Source organism: Clostridium sp. AM34-9AC (assembly GCF_003480225.1).
Taxonomy (GTDB): domain Bacteria; phylum Bacillota; class Clostridia; order Lachnospirales; family Lachnospiraceae; genus Acetatifactor; species Acetatifactor acetigignens.
In genome coordinates this window covers 37,427-57,141 of the sequence record NZ_QUIU01000022.1, presented here as the reverse complement: position 1 = coordinate 57,141, position 19,715 = coordinate 37,427, and the positions used below count along the sequence as shown (strand labels likewise).

The following is a 19,715-nucleotide window of genomic DNA, read 5'->3' as shown; positions in this document are numbered from 1 at the left end:
GGTCTTATGCCTCCTTCTCCTTGTTTTTTACGCCCATCATGAACTCTCCCACTTCATTGGTGGTCAGTTCACTGGCTTTGGCGATCTTCTGTATGCTTCCGTTATAAATAACTGCGATGGTATCCGCACAATTCATGATCTCATCCAATTCCAGAGAGATCAGAAGGATTGCCTTGCCCTTGTCTCTCTCTGCAATGATCTGCTTGTGGATATTCTCTATGGCACCGATATCCAGTCCACGGGTGGGTTGCACAAAGATCATCAGGGAGGAATCCTGTTCCACTTCTCTGGCAATAATGGCTTTCTGCTGATTACCACCACTCATGGAACGTACCACTGTCTTGCTGCCCTGGCCGCTTCGGATATCGTATTTTTCTATCAGTTTTTCACTGTTGTCTTCAAAAATCTTCTGATCCAGTACTCCCTTATGACAGAACGGCTCTTTGTAATAATTACGAAGCGCCAGATTCTCCGAAAGGGTAAAATCCATGACCAGTCCGTAATTCTGTCTATCCTCGGGAATATAGGAAATTCCTTCGGTCGTTCGTTCTCTGATAGACAGGTTCGTAATGTCTCTGCCGTTTAACAGGATCTTGCCGGAACGCACCAGTACCAGTCCCGCAATAGCATCTGCGATTTCTACCTGTCCGTTGCCTGCCACACCTGCGATCGCAACGATCTCACCGGAATGTACCTCCAGAGATACATCCTTTACCACCTGGAAATCCTGTTTATTGTAAACATTCAGTTTCTCGATACTGAGTATGGTCTTACCCGGTTTTGCAGGCTCTTTTTCTGTCTCAAAATTCACTTCACGGCCTACCATTTTGTTGGCCATAACTTTGGTGGACGTGGTAGCCACATCCATGACATCCATCAGACGTCCGTGGTTCAGGATGGCACATCTGTCCGCGATCCGTTTGATTTCTTCCAGTTTATGTGTGATCAGGATGATAGTCTTGCCGTCATCCCGCAGAGATTTGATAATATCCAACAGGAAATCGATCTCCTGCGGTGTCAGAACCGCTGTGGGTTCATCAAAAATGAGGATCTCCGCTTCTCTGTAAAGCATCTTTAAGATCTCTACTCTCTGCTGTGTAGAGACATTAATGTCGCTGATCACATCGGTGGGGTTCACTGCCAGTCCGTATTTTTCCGAAAGGTTCCGGATATCCTGATTGGCCTTCTTCATATCCACTACCGGAATACATCCCAGCACCTTCTTCACCGGCTCCATACCCATTACGATATTCTCAGCAATGGTGTAGTTGGATACCAGTTTGAAATGCTGGTGTACCATACCGATGTTTAATTTGGTGGCATGATTGGGAGATTCCAGCTTCACCTTTTCACCCCGGATATAGATCTCTCCTTCATCCGGTTCGTACATTCCGAACAGCATACTCATCAAGGTGGATTTTCCTGCACCATTTTCTCCCAGAAGGGCAAAGATCTCTCCCTTTTTGATCTGGATCGTCACATCGTCATTGGCTACGATCCCGGGAAAACGTTTGGTGATGTGTTTCATCTCAACAATATATTCCGACATGTTCATCCTCATTTCTGTACATTTTCCTGCCTAAACAGCAGTTTAAACAAGAAGAAGGTGACAGTTCCTCACCATCACCTTCTTGTGAATCCATTCTTCCTACCAGGTAAAGGTCTCCGGAGTTACACCGTTAAAGTTTGCCGCAGGAACGATCTTGCCTTCCTTTAACAGAGCCTGTGCTGCATTGATCTTCTCAATAGCCTCTGCGGTGAGCTGGCATCTGCCTTCCTCACTTACGAAACCGGTAGCATCATCTGCTGCGGTCAGAGTCACATTAGCACCTTTGAAGGAACCGTCTTTTACTTCGTTCAGTACGTTGTAAACAGTATCATGCATTACCTTCAGGCCACTGGTCAGAACGATATTGCTGTCACCGTTTGCACCGTCATCATACTGGTCAACATCACAACCGATCACCTTAACGCCTTCAGCTTCCTTTGCAGCGGTGAATACACCGTTACCGGAACCACCTGCTGCTACGAACAGGATGTCCACGCCTTCAGCGATCAGAGCATTACCCAGTACCTTACCGGTAGCTTCATCGGAGAAGTTACCAACATAGTTACCGCCTACGTTAGCGCCGGTAACATCGGTACCTGCGTAAGAAGGAAGCTCTACTACTTCTACGTTCATGCCTTCGGTACCGTTCACATACTTAACACCGCACTCGAAGCCATACTGGTAGTTCACGTTGGAAGGATATGCAATACCGTTTACTACTGCTACCTTACCTGTGGTGGTAGACAGAGCTGCAGCCATACCTGCATAGAAACCACTCTCCTGCTCAGCATAGTAAGCAGCGTATACGTTGTCGATCACCTGATCTGCGGTTACTTCGGTACCATCAACGGTAGGCCAGGAATCGATCAGGATGAACTTGGTATCCGGATTCTCCTGTGCCAGATTGCCGATACCTGCAAACTGGAAACCACAGCATACAATAACATCATAATCAGCTACAACATCAGCTACAGCCTGAACAGCTGCTGCGCTGTCACCGGTCTCCTCACGGATGGGGGTTACGGTTGCATTCGGATTCTCCTCAATGAACTTCAGAACACCGTTGTAGTTGTCCTGATTGAAGGAACCGTCATCCACGCCGGAGGGGCTGGATACGATAGCGATCTTCAGACCGGGTTCTTCACTGCTGCTCTCTGCAGTTGTTGCAGTGGTGGTAGCTGCCGCACTGGATTCTGCATTGGTGTCAGCATTGGTGCTGCCGCATGCTACCAGAGAAACAGCCATGACAGATGCAAGTGCAAGTGCCAGAAACTTTTTCATAATTTTTTCCTCCTAAAAATGTAAATATTAAAACATTGAATCACAACGGTAATATTATCATTATAGTCTGTAAAATTCAATATCTATTTTTAATTAACGCATATGCACATCCATCTGCGGGAACGGTATTTCAATTTCTGCTTTATCAAGTGCATACTTACACTGTTCGGTAATACGCCATTTTCCCTGCCAGAAATCCTCATTTTTGAACCAGCAGCGTACACATAGGTTGATTCCGGAGTCTGCCAGTTCATCTACAAATACAAAATGCTCTCTTTCCTTTATAGTATCGGGATCTTCAGAGAGAACCTTTGTCAGAACTTCCTTTGCCTTCTTAATATCTGCGCTGTAAGCAATAGACACCTTCACATCACATCGCCTGGATTCGGCAGCAGTGACATTCACAATGGTGTTATTTGCCAGATTGCCGTTTGGAAGAATAATCGTCTGATTATCATAGGTTAACAGCTTTGTATAGAAGATCTGGATCTCTTTTACTGTACCTTCCTTACCGGAGGAGCCTTCCACAATGTAATCTCCCACCTTAAACGGCTTCAATAATAAAATCAGCACACCGCCCGCCAGATTAGACAGACTTCCCTGCACTGCCAGACCGATGGCCACGCCGGCCGATCCCAGCAACGCAACAATGCTGGCTGCGTCCACGCCGAAGGAGGACGCCAGTGTCAGGATCAGTATTATATATAAAGAAGCTTTTACAAAAGAGTCCACGAACTGGATCACACCGATCTCTGCTCCCGCCCGGTTCATAGATTTACGGATGATCTTGCGGATCAGCCTGATCAGCTGCATTCCAATGAAAAAGAATACCAGTGCCAGTCCGATCCGGATGCCAAGATTCAGTGCCTTTTCCGGCAGGGTATCCAGGAAAGATGCGATCAGTCCTTCTTTTTTCTGCACCTCTTCAATTACGTTATCTGTCAGATCCATGTTGCCTTATTTCTCCTGTTTTCTTTTTGTAGTCTTGCCTGCGGTCTTGCGGATCGGTGTATTCTTGCGGATACGTTTCTCGATCACTTTTTCCAGTTCTGCCTCGGTATAAGGAATAAACTGCAGAATGCTTAAGGAAAGGGGAGCCATTTTCACGGTAACGGACTGCTTTTTGTCATCCCATTCCACGTCCTCCGCACGTTTCACACGGTCATTGACCACACCGGTACCGCCATATTGCACAGCATCCGTGTTCAGGATCTCCTTGTATTTTCCCTCGTAAGGCACACCTGTGGTGATCTCTCTGGGTACTCCGGAGAAGTTTGCTACGACCAGAAGCAGTTCCTCTGCCTCTTCTCCCTTACGCACAAAGCTTACATAGCATTCATTGGCAGAGATCTCGTTCATCCACTGGAAGCCTTTGGCCTGATCATCGCATTCATACAATGCCTTATTCTCTCTGTAAAGTACATTCAGATCCTTCACCAGTTTCTGGACACCGGCATTTTCCTTCTGTTCCTCCAGCTGCCACTCTACCTGACGCATTTCGTTCCATTCTTTCTCTTCCGCCAGATCCTGTCCCATGAAGAGAAGCTTCTTGCCGGGATGGGTCATCATATAACCGTAAGTCAGACGTAAATTAGCAAGCTTCTGTGCCCTGTCTCCAGGCATTTTACCAAGCAGAGTTCCCTTGCCGTGTACCACTTCATCATGGGAAAATACCAGCATGAACTTCTCACTGTAGGCATAGATCATGCTGAAAGTAAGCTCTCCGTGGTGGTGGCTGCGGAAATAGGGATCGTATTTGATATAATCCAGATAGTCATTCATGAAGCCCATGTTCCACTTCAGGTCAAATCCCAGTCCGCCTTCATCCAGTGATCCGGTGATCATGGGAAATGCCGTGCTTTCCTCTGCAATGGACAATACCCCGGGATCTCTCTTTTTGAGGATTGAATTAAAGTGTTTGATCAGCTCGATGGCTTCCAGATTCTCATTACCACCGTACATATTGGGAATCCATTCCCCGTCCTGTTTGCCGTAGTCCAGATAAAGCATACTGGCTACCGCATCCATCCGGATACCGTCTGCATGATATTTTTCCACCCAGAATAAAGCATTGGCGATCAGGTAATTGGATACCTGGGGACGGCCGTAGTTGTAGATCAGCGTTCCCCAGTGAGGATGGCTTCCCTGCCTGGGATCCTGATGCTCATAGAGACAGGTGCCGTCAAAGCCGGACAAACCGTAAGTATCTCTGGGAAAATGTGCCGGTACCCAGTCAAGGATCACGCCGATTCCCGCCTTATGCAGTTCATTCACGAAGAACATAAAGTCCTCCGGTGTACCGTATCTGGCGGTAGGGGCATAATAACCGATCACCTGATAGCCCCAGGAAGCATCCAGAGGATGTTCCATAACCGGCATCAGTTCCACATGGGTGTATCCCATTTTTTTTACATAGTCAATGACCTTCGGAGCGATCTCACGATAGTTCGCATAATCCTGTCCCTCGTCCGGCGTCACAAAGCTTCCCAGATACATTTCATACACACTGACCGGAGCATTTCCGCACTGGTAGCTTTCCCTTTTTTCAAGAATTCGCTGTCATCCCACGAAAAATCTCGCAGGTCAGCGATGACGGAAGCTGTCTCCGGTCTCTTCTGCGCGGCGTTGCCGTAAGGGTCTGCTTTCAGATAAGTCAGTCCACCTTTGATCTTCAATTCATATTTATAGCAGTCTCCTGCTTCTGCGCCGGGAATGAACAATTCGAAAATACCGGAATCTCCCAGGCGTCTCATCTGATGGATCCGCCCGTCCCATTCATTGAAATCACCTACTACGCTGACACGCATGGCATTCGGCGCCCACACAGCAAAATACGTGCCGTTATCCCCATCCAGTTCCATGGGATGTGCGCCCAGTTTTTCATAAATGGTGTAATGAACACCGACTGCAAAACGATCCATATCTTCCTTCGTGATCTGGGGAACATGCCGGTAAGCATCGCCGCAGATCATTCTGTGGGCTTCACGCTCTTCTGTCTTTCCATATTCCACCAAATATTCATAAGGTGCCATCTTCCCGGCATTTATCAGGGCTGCGAAATAACCTTCTTCGTCTGCCAGTTCCATAGGGACATCTGCCAGAAAAGCTTCGCCTACCTGTCCTGTCTTCTTCCAGTGGATCGTCACCTTTTCTGCTCCCGGGAAGAATGCCTGTACCAGCATTTTACTTCCCTGCTTATGAGGTCCTAACAGTTCATGGGGATTATCACATTCAGAATAAGTGATTTCTTCTATCTTTGCCCAGTTCATCAGTTTATAAAGTTTGTTTGTCATATTCCCTCTTTTCTGCGGCGTGTAGTCTGCTGCATTCTATTCTGTCACTATTTTGCTTATCCGGTCGTAGGTATTACCGCTCTATCTCATGCAGAAACAGACCGCTGCGCAGCTTCGGCTCGAACCAGGTGGACTTCGGAGGCATCAGACGTCCCGCATCCGCCACTGCAAAAAGTTCCCCGATGGAAGTAGGATACATGGAAAATGCCACCTTCATATCGGTATGTACTCTCCGCTCCAGTTCCGCAAGTCCCCGGATACCTCCCACAAAATCGATCCGCTTATCGGTCTTTGGATCTTCGATTCCCAGAACAGGATTCAACAGGTAATTTTGTAAAAGAGATACATCCAGTCCTTCCACAGCATCTTCGCTCCGAATCTCCTTCTTCGCTGTAAGACAGTACCACTCATCTTCCAGGAACATACCGAAAGCTCCTTTTTTCTCCGGCCGGTAAGGAATACGTCCTTTTTTCTCTATCATAAAATGTTCTTCGATGGCTGCCAGGAACGCATCGACATCCATACCGTTTAAATCCTTCACCACCCGGTTATAATCCAGGATCTGCAGTTCTTCATCTGGGAAAATCACCGACAGGAAATAATTGAATTCCTCTTCTCCCGTATAATCCGGATGCTGCTCTCTGCGCTTTAATCCCACCTTTACCGCTGAGGCACAACGATGATGACCGTCCGCAATATAAATAGCCGGGATCTTTGCAAATGCCTCTTCAATCATTGCCACATCCGCAGCCTCCGAAATCACCCACACACGATGTTCGATGCCGTCCTCACTGACAAAATCGTATACCGGTGTCTGTGTTTTGATCTCTCCGATCTTGTTCTGCAGTTCCTCTTTCGCCCGATATGCCAGGAAAATGGGCCCCGTCTGCATACTGCAGGTATCTACATGGCGGATACGGTCTTCCTCCTTATCCGCTCTGGTATTTTCATGCTTTTTGATCACATTGTTCCGGTAATCGTCAATAGAGGCACAAGCCACTACACCGGTCTGGCTGTTCCCGTCCATGGTCAGTTCATACAGATAGAAACATGGCGTCGGATCCTGTACAAATTTTCCTTCCTGAATTTTCTCCCGAAGCAGCTGATCCGCTTTCTCATACACACAGTCCGCATATGTGTCTACTTCCTCGCCAAACTGCGTCTCCGCCCGATCAACCACCAGAAAAGAGTCCGGATTCTTCTTCACCACTTCACACGCTTCCTCCCTGTTATATACATCATAAGGAAGCGCCGCAATCCTTTTCTCCATCCCCTGACAGGGACGATATGCCCTAAATGGTCTGATCTGTGCCATACTCCTACCTCCCAATTTCTATATGTTCTTATTTTACCAAATCCCATCTCATATCACAAGGTTATTAAAATAAGCAAGCAGCCCCGGATGGGTGTAAGAATAAGCAGGCCGTAAGCAGACGTCAGCACTTAGCGGGCGTATTCTGACCGCTTATGTGCCGTTACGCTCTGCGACAGAGCGAAAGCGTGCCGCGTTTCTTACCCCAGCCGAGGCTGCGGGGGGTTATTACTAAAATAATACCTACCCCAACTTATGGAACAAAATACAGTTGGGCATATTGACCTTCATTGCCGGTCCATTCATGATCATCGTTCCATGCTCCAGATCAATATGGAAGAAGGTCATCGTATTACTTTCATGATTCAAAGACACCAGAAACTTATTGTTCGGGAAGAACTCTGCATCCTTGGGATACTCACCGCTGATCGGCAGCAGGAAGTTCTTCTTCAAAAGTCCTGTCTTCTTGTCTACATCAAATACGATAACAGAATTATCCCCTGCAATGGAACTGAGCAGATAATTGTAATCCAATGAAAAACTGAAGGCGCTGGCACTGTTGGTGTTGCCTCTGGTCAGCTTGATCAGCTCTACCGTCTGGATCTTCTCAAAGGTAGGGTCGTTATTATTGTCCGCATATTCGTATACATCAATATAACACTTTAATTCATGGAGAATGTAAATATACTTGCCATCCTCGGAAATCTTGATATGACGGGGTGCGGATTCCATCTCACTGCGGATGATATCCTCCAGCTTTACCTTGCCCTTCTCCACATCAAAACGATATACATTGACATGATCCATACCCTGATCTGCCACCAGAAGATACTTATTATCATGTGTCATGCGGGCACAGTTGATATGGGGACGGAAATTCCGCTCTGCCATACTGCCCAGACCCTTGTGGTAGATTTCATCAGTGATTTCGCCGATGGAACCGTCCTCTTTCAGTCTGAGTACTGTCAGCTTACCGTCATGATAACCGGCTACAAACAGATACCGATCCGTATAATCCGTAGAAACATAGCAGCCTCTCATACCATTGATTGGTGCAAAGTTGATCAGCTCCAGATCTCCGTCCGGCTGGATGGTATAAGCCTCCACACCAAAATCCGTTATAGAATAAAGAAACTTTCCGTTGTGGGAAATGGTCAGATAGGAAGAGTTCGTGATCTCTACCTTATCTTTCTCCTTAAAACGGCCGTTTTTCATATCCACATCATATATTCTGATGCCATGACTGTCCCCCTGTGTGTAACTGGAAATGTAGGCAACATATTTTTCCTTGCTCATGACCGGATCCTCCTTAGCGTTCTATGTCTTTTTTTATGTTTATAAATATAGCACAATTCTGAAAATTGTGAAACATTTTTTCTGCAAAATTCCCGAAAAATACTCCTGTTTTTTCCACAGGGTAAAGTTTATGTAAATTAGGCCAGAAATTGCAAAACTTCACATTGACTTTCCGTGTATTTACGTATAATATTAATTCGACTTGCAAAAAATTTTCATTTAGGTTTTTCGAAGATTTTTTGCAGGATTTTTTACATCAGGAAGGAAAAAATTGATGAAAAATGCTTTAGTCAATTTAGTGAACATCTCAAAATCATTTGACAATCAGATGGTTCTGGATGATCTCAATCTGTACATCCGCGAGAACGAGTTTCTGACTCTGTTGGGCCCCAGTGGCTGCGGAAAGACTACAACCCTCCGTATCTTGGGCGGTTTCGAGACCCCTGATAAAGGTCAGGTCATTTTCGAAGGCCGGGATATCACTAACCTTCCACCCAATAAGCGCAATTTAAATACCGTATTCCAGAAGTATGCTCTTTTCCCTCATATGACCATTGCGGAGAACATTGCTTTCGGATTAAAGATCAGCGGTAAAAGTAAATCTTATATTAATGATAAAATTAAATATGCCCTGAAGTTAGTCAATCTGGACGGTTTCGAGAACCGTATGCCGGATTCCTTAAGCGGCGGTCAGCAGCAGCGTATCGCCATTGCCCGTGCTATCGTAAATGAGCCCAAGCTTCTGCTGTTGGATGAGCCTCTGGGTGCACTGGATCTGAAACTGCGTCAGGACATGCAGTACGAACTGATCCGTCTGAAAAATGAGTTGGGAATTACCTTTATCTATGTCACCCACGACCAGGAGGAGGCTCTGACCATGTCCGATACCATCGTGGTCATGAACCAGGGCTATATCCAGCAGATCGGCACTCCCGAAAGTATCTACAACGAGCCGGAGAACGCTTTCGTTGCCGACTTCATCGGTGACAGTAACATTATCGGTGCAACCATGATCAGAGATCGTCTGGTAGAGATCCTTGGTGCCCGCTTTGACTGTGTGGATACCGGTTTCGGAGAAAACAAGCCCGTCGACGTAGTCATCCGTCCCGAGGACGTGGAGCTGGTAGCACCGGAAGAAGGTATTATCCATGGTACACTGACCCATTCCATTTTCAAAGGTGTCCATTACGAAATGGAAGTTATGGCCAACGGTTTCGAGTGGCTGGTACAGTCCACGAAAATGGTTCCTGTGGGGACCAAAGTCGGCATCAAAGTGGATCCGTTCAACATCCAGATCATGAAGAAGCCGGAATCCGAGGATGAGGAGGCGATTGGTGTCAATGAATAAAAAATTATTATCGCTCCCTTTTATCTTCTGGTCAGCCATGTTTGTCATCGTGCCCCTGTGCATGGTCTTCTACTATGGTCTGACCGATAAGAGCGGTGCTTTTACGCTGGATAATATTCTGGCGATCGCAACCGCCGAGCATTCCAAGGCTCTGTGGGAAGCGCTGAAGTTATCCGTGATCAGCACTGTGATCTGCCTGCTTCTGGCATATCCCCTTGCCATGATCCTGTGTAACATGAATGTCAACCAGAACTCGTTTCTGGTATTGATCTTTATCCTGCCCATGTGGATGAACTTCCTGCTTCGTACCCTGGCATGGCAGACACTGCTTGAGAAGACAGGTGTCATCAACAGCATCCTCTCCACCCTGCATCTGCCGGCGTTAAATATTATCAATACACCCTCTGCCATCGTACTGGGTATGGTATACAACTTTTTGCCTTTTATGGTACTGCCTCTTTATAATGTACTGGTCAAGATCGACAAGAGCGTAATCAACGCCGCTTATGATCTTGGTGCCAACGGTGTGCAGACCTTTGTACGGATCATCTTCCCCTTAAGTCTGCCCGGCATGTTCAGCGGTATCACTATGGTATTTGTCCCCGCCCTGACCACTTTCGTGATCAGTAAGATCTTAGGCGGCAGCAAAATCCTGCTCATTGGTAATGTCATCGAACAGGAATTTACCCAGACCGGCAACTGGAATCTGGGAAGCGGACTTTCCATCGTACTGATGCTGTTCATTATCTTCAATATGGTGATCTCCGTAATCACGGATAAAGAGGGGGAGGCGAACACATTATGATCAAAACAACGGCACAGAAAATATATCTGGGGCTGATCTTTATCTTTTTGTATGCCCCCATCGTTACCCTGATCGTACTCTCCTTCAACGCCAGCAAGACCCGTGCAAAATGGGGAGGTTTTACGACCAAATGGTATGCTGCCCTGTTCCAGAACGAACAGATCATGCAGGCTCTGTGGAATACACTGGCGCTGGCTGTGTTGTCTGCACTGATTGCCACCTTCATTGGTACGATTGCCTGTATTGCCATGCAATCCATGAAGCGTACCAGCCGTACGATCCTTATGGGAATCACAAATATTCCCATGCTGAACGCAGAGATTGTTACCGGTATCTCCCTGATGCTTCTGTTCTTAAGCCTTGGAGCCAAATTTGGTTTTGGTACGATTCTGCTGTCACACATTACGTTTAATATTCCTTATGTGATCTTAAGCGTAATGCCCCGTATGAAGCAGTTGAACCCCAGCACGTATGAGGCCGCCCTTGACCTGGGTGCTTCCCAGACCTACGCCTTTTTCAAGGTGGTATTTCCGGATATCCTGCCGGGTATCCTTTCCGGTTTCCTGATGGCATTTACCATGTCACTGGATGATTTTATCATTACCCACTTTACCAAAGGTCCCGGTGTCGACACACTGTCCACCAAAATCTACACTGAGGTAAAGAAGGGCATCAAGCCGGAAATGTATGCATTGTCCACCATCATTTTTGTGACGGTACTGGTTCTGCTTTTACTGGTGAACTACATGCCCATGGCAAAGAAGAAGAAATAATTCTTTGAAAATAGATTCAGGAGGAAAAGAAATGAAAAAATTTATTGCACTGCTTCTGTGCGGTATCCTTACCGCAACTGCTCTGACCGGCTGCGGGTCCTCTTCCGCCGGTGGTGAAAACGGTGAAGTCATCGTCTACAACTGGGGTGAATATATCGATCCCGATACGATCACCATGTTCGAAAAAGAGACCGGAATCAAAGTGGTCTACGATGAGTTCGAGACCAACGAGATCATGTATCCCAAGGTAGAAGCTGGTTCTTCCGCTTATGATGTGGTATGTCCTTCCGATTACATGGTACAGAAAATGATTGAAAACGACCTGATCCAGGAACTGGATTATGACAAGATCCCCAATGCCAAGGAAAACATCGGTGCCGAGTATTATGAGCAGGCTGCCGCTTACGATCCCGGCAACAAGTACTGTGTTCCCTACTGCTGGGGAACTGTAGGAATCATCTATAATAAGACTCTGGTAGATACCCCTCCCACCAAATGGGCTGATCTCTGGGATGAAAAGTATTCCGATGAAATCCTGATGATGGATTCCATCAAGGACTGCTTCATGGTGGCACTGAAAAAGAACGGCTTCTCTTCCAACAGTCTGGACGAATCCGAACTGCAGATTGCCACAGAGGATCTGATTGCCCAGAAGCCTCTGGTACAGGCCTATGTAGTAGATCAGGTACGTGATAAAATGATCGGTGGCGAGGCTGCCATGGGTGTTATGTTCTCCGGCGATGCTCTTTATGTTATGAGCGAAAATGAGGATCTGGATTTCGTAATTCCCGAGGAAGGCACCAATGTCTGGATCGATGGCTGGGTAATCCCGAAGAATGCTCCCAACAAGGAAAATGCGGAGAAATTCATCGATTTCATGTGTCATCCGGATGTAGCACTGAAGAATTTCGAGTACATCACCTACGGTACTCCTAATACCGCCGCCAGAGAGCTGATCGAGGATGAAGATCTGAAGAATTCTCCCATTGCTTTCCCGGATCTGACGCAGTATAACAATCTGGAGACCTTCCTGTACCTCGGAGAGGACGGCGAAGAACTCTACAACAAATACTGGAAAGAAGTTATGTCCAACTAGTCTTTCAGACAAAACAAGCCCCTGAACTGCCAAGACAGTTCCGGGGCTTTCCTGTTACCCATATTTTCAGGAATTCTGCTCACATCCACAGGTCTCGCATCTTCCGTCATTTCTCCTGGAAAATGCCGGATCATCCACCGGTGTGAAATTCGGGAAATCCGGTCTGGGCGGTCTGCGGTCTCTGTCTCCACCGCGTCCCTCGTCTTCCAGACAACGTGCGCCGCAGGCATTCGAGCTGCCACAGGAACTACTGCTTCCGCAGGAGTTATTGGAATTCCCACAGGAATTGTTGTTTCCGCAGGAGCTGCGATTGCTGTTTCCTATACAGCTACAGCCGTTGCTACAGGAATTTCCACCACAAAATAGTAACAATAACAGAATGATACAGTTCATAGGATCCTCTACTTACCACTGTTTTTTACTATTCTATTCCGCTTTCTCCAGCTGGTGCCAGTCCATACACCGTTTATGCTGCACCAGTTCCTCTTTGATAAACCGGAAGGTCTTCTCCTCTCCCTCCTCTGCCAGCATTTCCAGCACATATAGCAATTTTGTCTTCGTCTCCGGATGAATGGGTGCCCTATCTGTCCCCTGATAATAGTAATCAAGAGGAGACCTGTCCGTGTATTCGCCTCCCATATAGACCTTGCTGGCAGCGATCCGATCCATGATCATTTCCGCAATATACTTATCCGGCATCGGCACCGGAGCCATTCCACCGGGCAGTGCCTGCATGCTGTAATCGATCCAGTATTCGTAATGATGTTTATTCCGGCCCTTATGGTGCAGCCAGGCGCTGGAATAACCGATGTCTTCTCGTTCCGCATTGTTTGGGCTGCGTGTCCCCTGATAGTATTTTGCCCCTACCCAGAACTCTGTGGGACTATACTTGGACATATCATGCAACAATCCCTGTTTATACAGACTTACCTTAAAGCAGCCCTTTGCCACAAGGATCTTATGATGTGTGATCGTTTTAAAATGTTTCCAGATATTCATTTCGTTCTATCATCTTTCTCCGGCAGCATCTGTTTTCTTTTTTAAAGATCTTGCCGAAACTTTTTTCTCCTTGTCCTGTGATGCTGCCATCACAACGCCTTCATATACTGCAATACTTCTGGGGGCAATGATCCCCGTCTGCTCTCTGGACTGTTCTTCTTTCTCCTGCACTGTCAGAGTATCTTCCGCCTTCTCCGTTGCCAGCACAAGATTCCATTCCATACCCTTCGGCAGCTTTGGAAATGCCAGTTTCTGCGGCTCCCAGTGCATATTCATGGCAACATAGAGGAAAGAATCCTCCCCACCCTGTGGTGTCTTTGCATACTTTCCGCAGTACATAATGCCTACATGCCGGTTATAGCTCTCTGTCTGGGGCCTCCAGGCATTCTGTCCGTGATAGGACAGATCCGGATAACCACAGGACAGGCTGTCCAGGATTCGCAGTTCTTCGACAGGGTGCAGGATCGGGTGAGCTTTCCGGAAAGCGATCATCTGTTTCCAGAAATTCAATAATTCCGCATTTTTCTCCCTGTCCTGCCAGTTCAGCCATGTGATTTTATTGTCCTGGCAATAGGGATTATTGTTGCCCTGCTGGGAATTGCCAAACTCATCCCCCATGAAAATCAACGGGGTGGACTGTGTCAGCAGCAACATACAACATGCATTCTGTAACTGTTTTTTCCGAAGTGCCTGCACTTTTTTCCGTCTGGACGGTCCTTCCTCCCCACAGTTCCAGCTGCAGTTATAGTCATTGCCATCCCGGTTACCTTCTCCGTTGGCTTCATTATGCTTGTGATCATAGGACACCATATCCATCAGCGTAAGGCCGTAATAATTGGACAGATAATGGATTCTTCCCATATTGGCGGGGATATGACGCATCTCATACAATACGCCCGATAGCATATTGTCATCTCCCTTAAGAAAACGACGCATGGTATACAGATAATCGTCCCGGTATTCCGCCAGATTCCGGTATTCCGGCTTCACTGCCGGATCATAGAGTTGCTCCGTATCAAAGGAATAATGCCACAGTTTTGTCCCGGACAATGCCGGATCTCCAGCCAGCATCTGAGCCGGTACTCCCTCCCCCATCAGATGAAAACCATCCACATGATAGGATAATACCCAGAATCTTAAAATATTCCCGATCTCTGCCGCATCCATTCCCCGGGGGAAATAGAACTGCAGGATCACTTCCATTTTTCGCTTATGGAATTCTTTTACCATAAGACGAAACTCTTCCGCCGGGTCTTCCCCTGCCGCATAGGCTGCCTTAGGCGCATAATAGAAGCCTTCCCGATAGCCCCAATAGTTCAGCACCCGGTAGCCGGGCAATTTACCTTCTCCGTTCTTTTCCCCCGCCACGGCCACAAGCTCTCCGGAGGTCTTCGGCACCGTCTTCTCCGGTGTCTCATCGAATTCATAGACCGGTTGGAATTCCACGGTTGTCACACCGATTTCCTGCAGATAGTCCAGCTTCTCCACAACCCCTGCAAAGGTACCTCGATGTGTTACCTGAGATGAGGCATGCATGGTAAAGCCACGCACATGAAGGCAATAGCAGGTGCTGTCTTCATAGGGAAGCATAGGGTGCATATCCTGTTCCCAGTCGAAATCTTCGTTGGTAAATACTGCAATGCGATCCGAAGGCTTACGTATTTTCCCATACGCAGGCTTACGCAGGAACCCCTGTGCATGCAGATCCGGCACAGTACGCTCCCCTTCATAGAACTGATACCCGATATTTTCCGGCTCCAGTTCCAGATATTTACAGTACACATTTCCCATCCGTTCCTCCTGTCGAAACGGAACCCTGTGCGTTTTTTTTCCACTCTTTCTGTCATATATGAGAATGCCGCAATCCTTTTTCCCGGACGCATAGGCAAAACGGATGGCTCCGTCCTCCACATGCACCCCCAGAGGGTAAGGCTTTATTGCATGCTTTTTTTCTGTCATTGTCATACCCCATCTTCCAGTTTTCTATCACTTAAAGTCTCTTTGTCCATTTTTATTATAGTCTGTAAGTGTAAGAAAAACAAGCATTGCAAGAATATCCGTAAGCGGTTATAATAAAGGAACAAAGTACTGTTACACCCAATAAACATATCAGGAGGATTCCCATGGGTAAAAAAGAAAGCTATGAAGATGAAGAAATGACCGTTGAGCTGGAGCTGGAAGACGGCACTGTTGTCAACTGTGCCATCATTACCATTCTCACCGTAGAGGCCAAGGACTATATCGTACTGTTGCCTCTGGACGAGGACGGCGAAAACGAAGACGGAGAAGTATGGTTCTACGGATATTCCGAGAATCCGGATGACCCGAATGAAGAACCCATTCTCGCATACATTGAAGATGATGATGTCTACGAAAAGGTTGCCGATGCTTTTGATGAGTATCTCGACAGCTGTGAATTTGACGAGATCATCGATGATAACGATTCAGAGGAATAAGGAATCTGGAAGGGAACCTGGGACGCTCTCTCGTGCCTGTAAGGCAGAGAAGTTCCAGGTCTTTTTTTGCCCGTGTCATCGCCACATAGAAGATCCGTCGTTCCTCTTCACAATGCTCCGGCTCCCGGGAGCTTCCGTGGGGAAAGGTCTTCTCATTACAGTCCGGGATCCACACATGGTCGAATTCCAGTCCCTTTGCCGCATGTACCGTCAGCAGAGTGATCCCGCTGTTTTCCTGTTTTTCCTGCTTCTTCTGCATGCCACTCCTTACAGTTTCCCTGCATTGCAGTTGTTCCCGGTAAAGCTCCTGTGCTTCCTGCCATTCTTCAAGGCTTCGGTATCGTCCCGCATCCTCCGTGATAAAATCCAGCACTTCCTGCCATTCCGTCAGATCTGTTTTTCCCTCCTGTGCAGCTCTCACCCGCAGGTATCTCTCATAGCCGCACGCCTTACGCAAAAATGCCATTGCAAGCTTCAGTTCCGTATTTTTTACAAATTCCATCTGTCGCATCCATACTCCGACCGCTTTCTGCGCCTTTTGCTGCCCCGCGTCCAGACTTCCCGCAGTCAGATCTTCATAATATTTCTTCAAAGCCGGTAAAGATGCTTCGGCACCAAAAGCCTCTCTGGAAATATTCCGATATGGTCTGTTGCTCACCCTCAGGTAATCCGCTCTTGTAGCACACCCCTGCGCGATCCGCAGATAGGACAGGAGATCCTGTGCGATAAAATGGTCGTAAATGTTTCTCCCCTTCTCTTTCATGGAAAAAGGGATCCCCTCCCCGGTAAGTCTCGCCGCCACGCCCTGCATGGCCAGATTTGTCCGGAACAATACAGCACAGGTCCCCCCATTTATCCGATTTTTCAAGCTTTGTACCAGATACCTCATTTGTTCCGAAGCCTCACTGAATTCCCTGATTTTTACCCGATATTCCTTCCGGTATCCGGCGTCAGTCTTATGATCCCCTGCCTGCCGTCTATGCGCCTCGCAAGGCTCCAGATCCTTATGAAAACGGTCTTTATTCTCATCTATCACCGCCAGGGATGCCTCCACGATATCCGGATGACTGCGATAATTCGTCCGAAGAAGGATCTGCTTTGCACCAAATTCCTCTACAAACTGTCTCATGCAGGCTGGTCTGGCTCCGCGGAATCCGTAAATGGCCTGATCATCATCCCCCACTGCAAAAATATTTCTATGTTTTTCCGCCAGAATTTTCACGATACTGTACTGTCTGTAATTGATATCCTGAAATTCATCGATCAGTATATATTCAAACCGGTTCTGCCAGTATGTACGCTGCACCGGATCCCTTTGCAGAAACTCCTCGCATTCCTTTAACATATCCTCAAAATCAAGGCCTCCGGTATTTTTTCTCGCCTCCTCATAAGCTTCATAGATCCTGGAAAAATGTTGTTTTTCTTCTTCCGGAAGCTTCTTTCTGCTGTTCTCAATATCGCCGGTATTTTTGTAATAACCGATGGCAGCAAGATAGTTCCCGGCAAGCTCCGTTACTTCCGCTGCGGATCTTTTTTTACAGTCTGTTATTTTCTTCAAAATGGGAAGGATAAGATCTTTTTTTTGTCTGTCGTTTAAAATATTGCCTGATGAAATTCTGCCCGACTGGAGCAGGATTTGATAGAAAACAGAATGAAATGTTCCAAAATTGACGGTATGCACTTCCTGTGGAGATATCTGCGCAAAGCGCTGCCTCATGGATAGAGCCGCTTCTCTGGTAAAGGTGATCACCAGAAGCTTCTCCGGGGTGATCCGGCGTTCCCGGATCAGATACAGGATCCTCTGGGTGATGGTAAATGTCTTGCCGGAGCCGGGGCCCGCCAGTAATAACAGCGGTCCCTCTCCGAACGTGACAGCCTCCCGCTGGGAGGCACTTAAGCATGTCAGATCAGACATTTGCCTGTAATAACTCGATTCCTTTGCGGATTCTTGCCAGAGATTCCTCTTTGCCCAGGACTTCCATAATCTCCGTAGCACCGGCAGGTGTCATCTGCTTGCCGGATACGGCGGTACGGATCGGCCACATCACATAGCCGTTCTTACAGCCTTTTTCCTCCACATATTTTACAAGAGTCTGATACAGCCCGTCATTGCTGTAATCCTCCTGTGCCTCCAGGATCGGAAGCAGATCTTTCAATACCTCCAGAGAAGTCTCTGCGGTAGTCTTCATCTTCTTGTGTGTATACATTGCCACGTCATATTCCGGAAGCTCCTCGAAGAAATCTACCAGTCCGGCAATATCCGGGAATACTTCGATTCGGGTCTTTACCATGGCTGCGATCTTCTTCAGATCCAGAGGCTTGCTAATCGCTGCCTTCAGGTAAGGCTCTGCCATCTCATAGAACTTGTCGAAATCCATAGCCTTCAGATATTCACCATTCATCCAACGCAATTTCACGATATCGAAGACTGCCGGGGACTTGCTGATGCGATGGTAATCGAACTCCTTGATCAATTCATCCAGAGAGAAAATCTCGCGGTTATCCTCCGGGCTCCATCCAAGCAGTGCCACATAGTTCACGATGGCTTCGGTAATGAATCCCTGATCGATCAGATCCTCGAAGGAAGCATGTCCGCTTCTCTTGGACAGCTTCTTGTGGTTCTCATCGGTGATCAGCGGCAGATGGATATATACCGGTACCTGCCATCCGAAAGCTTCGTACAGACGTACATATTTTGGGGAGGAGGACAGATATTCGTTGCCTCGTACCACATGGGTGATATTCATGGTATGGTCATCTACCACGTTTGCAAAGTTATAGGTAGGGTAACCGTCGGATTTGATCAGGATCATATCATCCAGCTGGGAGTTATCTACTGTAATGTCTCCGTATAACTCGTCATGGAAAGTCGTGGTGCCTTCCTTGGGGTTGTTCTGGCGAATGACAAAAGGCTTGCCTGCGGCAAGATTTGCCTCAATCTCTTCTTTGGACAGGGACAGGCAGTGCTTGTCATATACGGTGATCTCCTTACCATCCACAACTTCGGTCTTCAGGGAAGCCAGTCTCTCCTTGTCACAGAAACAGTAATAAGCTTCTCCCTTATCGATCAGTTCCTTGGCATATTTCATATAAATACCGGTTTTCATACGTTCACTCTGCACGTAAGGACCATAACCGCCGTCCTTATCCGGGCCTTCGTCATGTACCAGTCCGGTCTTCTCCAGGGTACGATAGATGATCTCGGTAGCACCTTCCACATAACGTTCCTGATCTGTATCCTCGATGCGGAGCATAAAATCTCCGCCGGCATGCTTTGCAATCAAAAATTCATATAATGCGGACCGCAGATTACCTACATGCATTTTACCGGTAGGGCTGGGTGCGTATCTTGTTCTGATCTTTGTCATTTTCTCCTCATTTCCGCAGGCGATCCGTATCCGTTCTGTACCTTCCGGCCTACTCTTCCCTGCTTATATATTCCTGTCCGCCCTCTCTCAGAAGGCAGAACTACTTCCTTATTCTACCGCCTTTTTTCAAAAACTGCAA

General features: G+C 47.3%; 17 protein-coding genes. 5 read left to right on the top strand and 12 right to left on the bottom strand.

What is annotated here, in order from left to right:
* Positions 1 to 4 precede the first annotated feature (4 nt).
* From DW835_RS13065 to DW835_RS13040, 7 genes are all read right to left on the bottom strand, one after another.
* Positions 5 to 1,549: an ABC transporter ATP-binding protein gene (locus DW835_RS13065; protein WP_118731280.1), complete on the bottom strand. Its 1,545-nt coding sequence runs from the start codon at positions 1,547 to 1,549 to the stop codon at positions 5 to 7.
* 99 nt (positions 1,550 to 1,648) lie between these two features.
* A complete protein-coding gene (locus DW835_RS13060; RefSeq protein ID WP_022312981.1) occupies positions 1,649 to 2,830 on the bottom strand; it encodes a BMP family ABC transporter substrate-binding protein in 1,182 nt (393 codons plus the stop codon).
* Positions 2,831 to 2,923: 93 nt separating this feature from the next.
* Entirely contained in the window at positions 2,924 to 3,781 is an 858-nt protein-coding gene (locus DW835_RS13055; RefSeq protein WP_022312982.1) for a mechanosensitive ion channel family protein, read from the bottom strand.
* 6 nt (positions 3,782 to 3,787) lie between these two features.
* Complete coding sequence (gene glgB / locus DW835_RS13050) at positions 3,788 to 5,326, bottom strand: 1,4-alpha-glucan branching protein GlgB (RefSeq protein WP_243037177.1); 1,539 nt, start codon at positions 5,324 to 5,326, stop codon at positions 3,788 to 3,790.
* Positions 5,305 to 6,123, bottom strand: coding sequence for a hypothetical protein (locus DW835_RS18465; RefSeq protein WP_243037175.1), 819 nt, complete (start codon positions 6,121 to 6,123; stop codon positions 5,305 to 5,307). The genes glgB and DW835_RS18465 overlap by 22 nt, the downstream gene beginning before the upstream one ends.
* Before the next feature lie 73 nt (positions 6,124 to 6,196).
* Positions 6,197 to 7,438 carry a DUF1015 family protein gene (locus DW835_RS13045; RefSeq protein ID WP_118669520.1) on the bottom strand — a complete coding sequence of 414 codons (1,242 nt, stop codon included), beginning with the start codon at positions 7,436 to 7,438 and terminating at the stop codon, positions 6,197 to 6,199.
* A 240-nt stretch (positions 7,439 to 7,678) separates the two neighbouring features.
* A complete protein-coding gene (locus DW835_RS13040; protein WP_118669519.1) occupies positions 7,679 to 8,731 on the bottom strand; it encodes a beta-propeller fold lactonase family protein in 1,053 nt (350 codons plus the stop codon).
* 274 nt (positions 8,732 to 9,005) lie between these two features.
* On the opposite strand from DW835_RS13040, the gene DW835_RS13035 reads away from it, so the two are divergent.
* The 4 genes from DW835_RS13035 to DW835_RS13020 are packed head-to-tail and all read left to right on the top strand — an operon-like array spanning position 9,006 to position 12,753.
* On the top strand, positions 9,006 to 10,079 hold the full coding sequence (locus tag DW835_RS13035) for an ABC transporter ATP-binding protein (protein ID WP_118669518.1): 1,074 nt from the start codon (positions 9,006 to 9,008) through the stop codon (positions 10,077 to 10,079).
* Entirely contained in the window at positions 10,072 to 10,884 is an 813-nt protein-coding gene (locus tag DW835_RS13030; RefSeq protein ID WP_022312987.1) for an ABC transporter permease, read from the top strand. The genes DW835_RS13035 and DW835_RS13030 overlap by 8 nt, the downstream gene beginning before the upstream one ends.
* The gene (locus tag DW835_RS13025) at positions 10,881 to 11,657 is read left to right on the top strand and encodes an ABC transporter permease (RefSeq protein ID WP_022312988.1); all 777 of its coding nucleotides are present in this window, start codon (positions 10,881 to 10,883) and stop codon (positions 11,655 to 11,657) included. The genes DW835_RS13030 and DW835_RS13025 overlap by 4 nt, the downstream gene beginning before the upstream one ends.
* Positions 11,658 to 11,688: 31 nt before the next feature.
* Positions 11,689 to 12,753, top strand: coding sequence for an ABC transporter substrate-binding protein (locus tag DW835_RS13020; protein WP_118669516.1), 1,065 nt, complete (start codon positions 11,689 to 11,691; stop codon positions 12,751 to 12,753).
* 66 nt (positions 12,754 to 12,819) lie between these two features.
* On the opposite strand, the gene DW835_RS13015 is transcribed toward DW835_RS13020, so the two are convergent.
* The 3 genes from DW835_RS13015 to DW835_RS13005 are packed head-to-tail and all read right to left on the bottom strand — an operon-like array spanning position 12,820 to position 15,717.
* Positions 12,820 to 13,146 carry a hypothetical protein gene (locus tag DW835_RS13015; protein WP_118669515.1) on the bottom strand — a complete coding sequence of 109 codons (327 nt, stop codon included), beginning with the start codon at positions 13,144 to 13,146 and terminating at the stop codon, positions 12,820 to 12,822.
* Positions 13,147 to 13,179: 33 nt separating this feature from the next.
* Positions 13,180 to 13,752 carry a DUF5662 family protein gene (locus DW835_RS13010; RefSeq protein WP_118731277.1) on the bottom strand — a complete coding sequence of 191 codons (573 nt, stop codon included), beginning with the start codon at positions 13,750 to 13,752 and terminating at the stop codon, positions 13,180 to 13,182.
* Positions 13,753 to 13,761: 9 nt separating this feature from the next.
* Positions 13,762 to 15,717 carry an alpha-amylase family glycosyl hydrolase gene (locus DW835_RS13005; RefSeq protein WP_118731276.1) on the bottom strand — a complete coding sequence of 652 codons (1,956 nt, stop codon included), beginning with the start codon at positions 15,715 to 15,717 and terminating at the stop codon, positions 13,762 to 13,764.
* 158 nt (positions 15,718 to 15,875) lie between these two features.
* On the opposite strand from DW835_RS13005, the gene DW835_RS13000 reads away from it, so the two are divergent.
* Complete coding sequence (locus tag DW835_RS13000) at positions 15,876 to 16,208, top strand: DUF1292 domain-containing protein (RefSeq protein ID WP_022312993.1); 333 nt, start codon at positions 15,876 to 15,878, stop codon at positions 16,206 to 16,208.
* Here the strand turns inward: DW835_RS13000 and DW835_RS12995 are convergent.
* Together DW835_RS12995 and gltX are read right to left on the bottom strand one after the other, a co-directional pair.
* Complete coding sequence (locus DW835_RS12995; RefSeq protein ID WP_118731275.1) at positions 16,180 to 18,123, bottom strand: ATP-dependent helicase; 1,944 nt, start codon at positions 18,121 to 18,123, stop codon at positions 16,180 to 16,182. The two genes, DW835_RS13000 and DW835_RS12995, sit on opposite strands and share 29 nt — an antisense overlap.
* Complete coding sequence (gene gltX, locus DW835_RS12990) at positions 18,116 to 19,576, bottom strand: glutamate--tRNA ligase (protein ID WP_022312995.1); 1,461 nt, start codon at positions 19,574 to 19,576, stop codon at positions 18,116 to 18,118. The genes DW835_RS12995 and gltX overlap by 8 nt, the downstream gene beginning before the upstream one ends.
* Between the last annotated feature and the right edge of the window lie 139 nt (positions 19,577 to 19,715).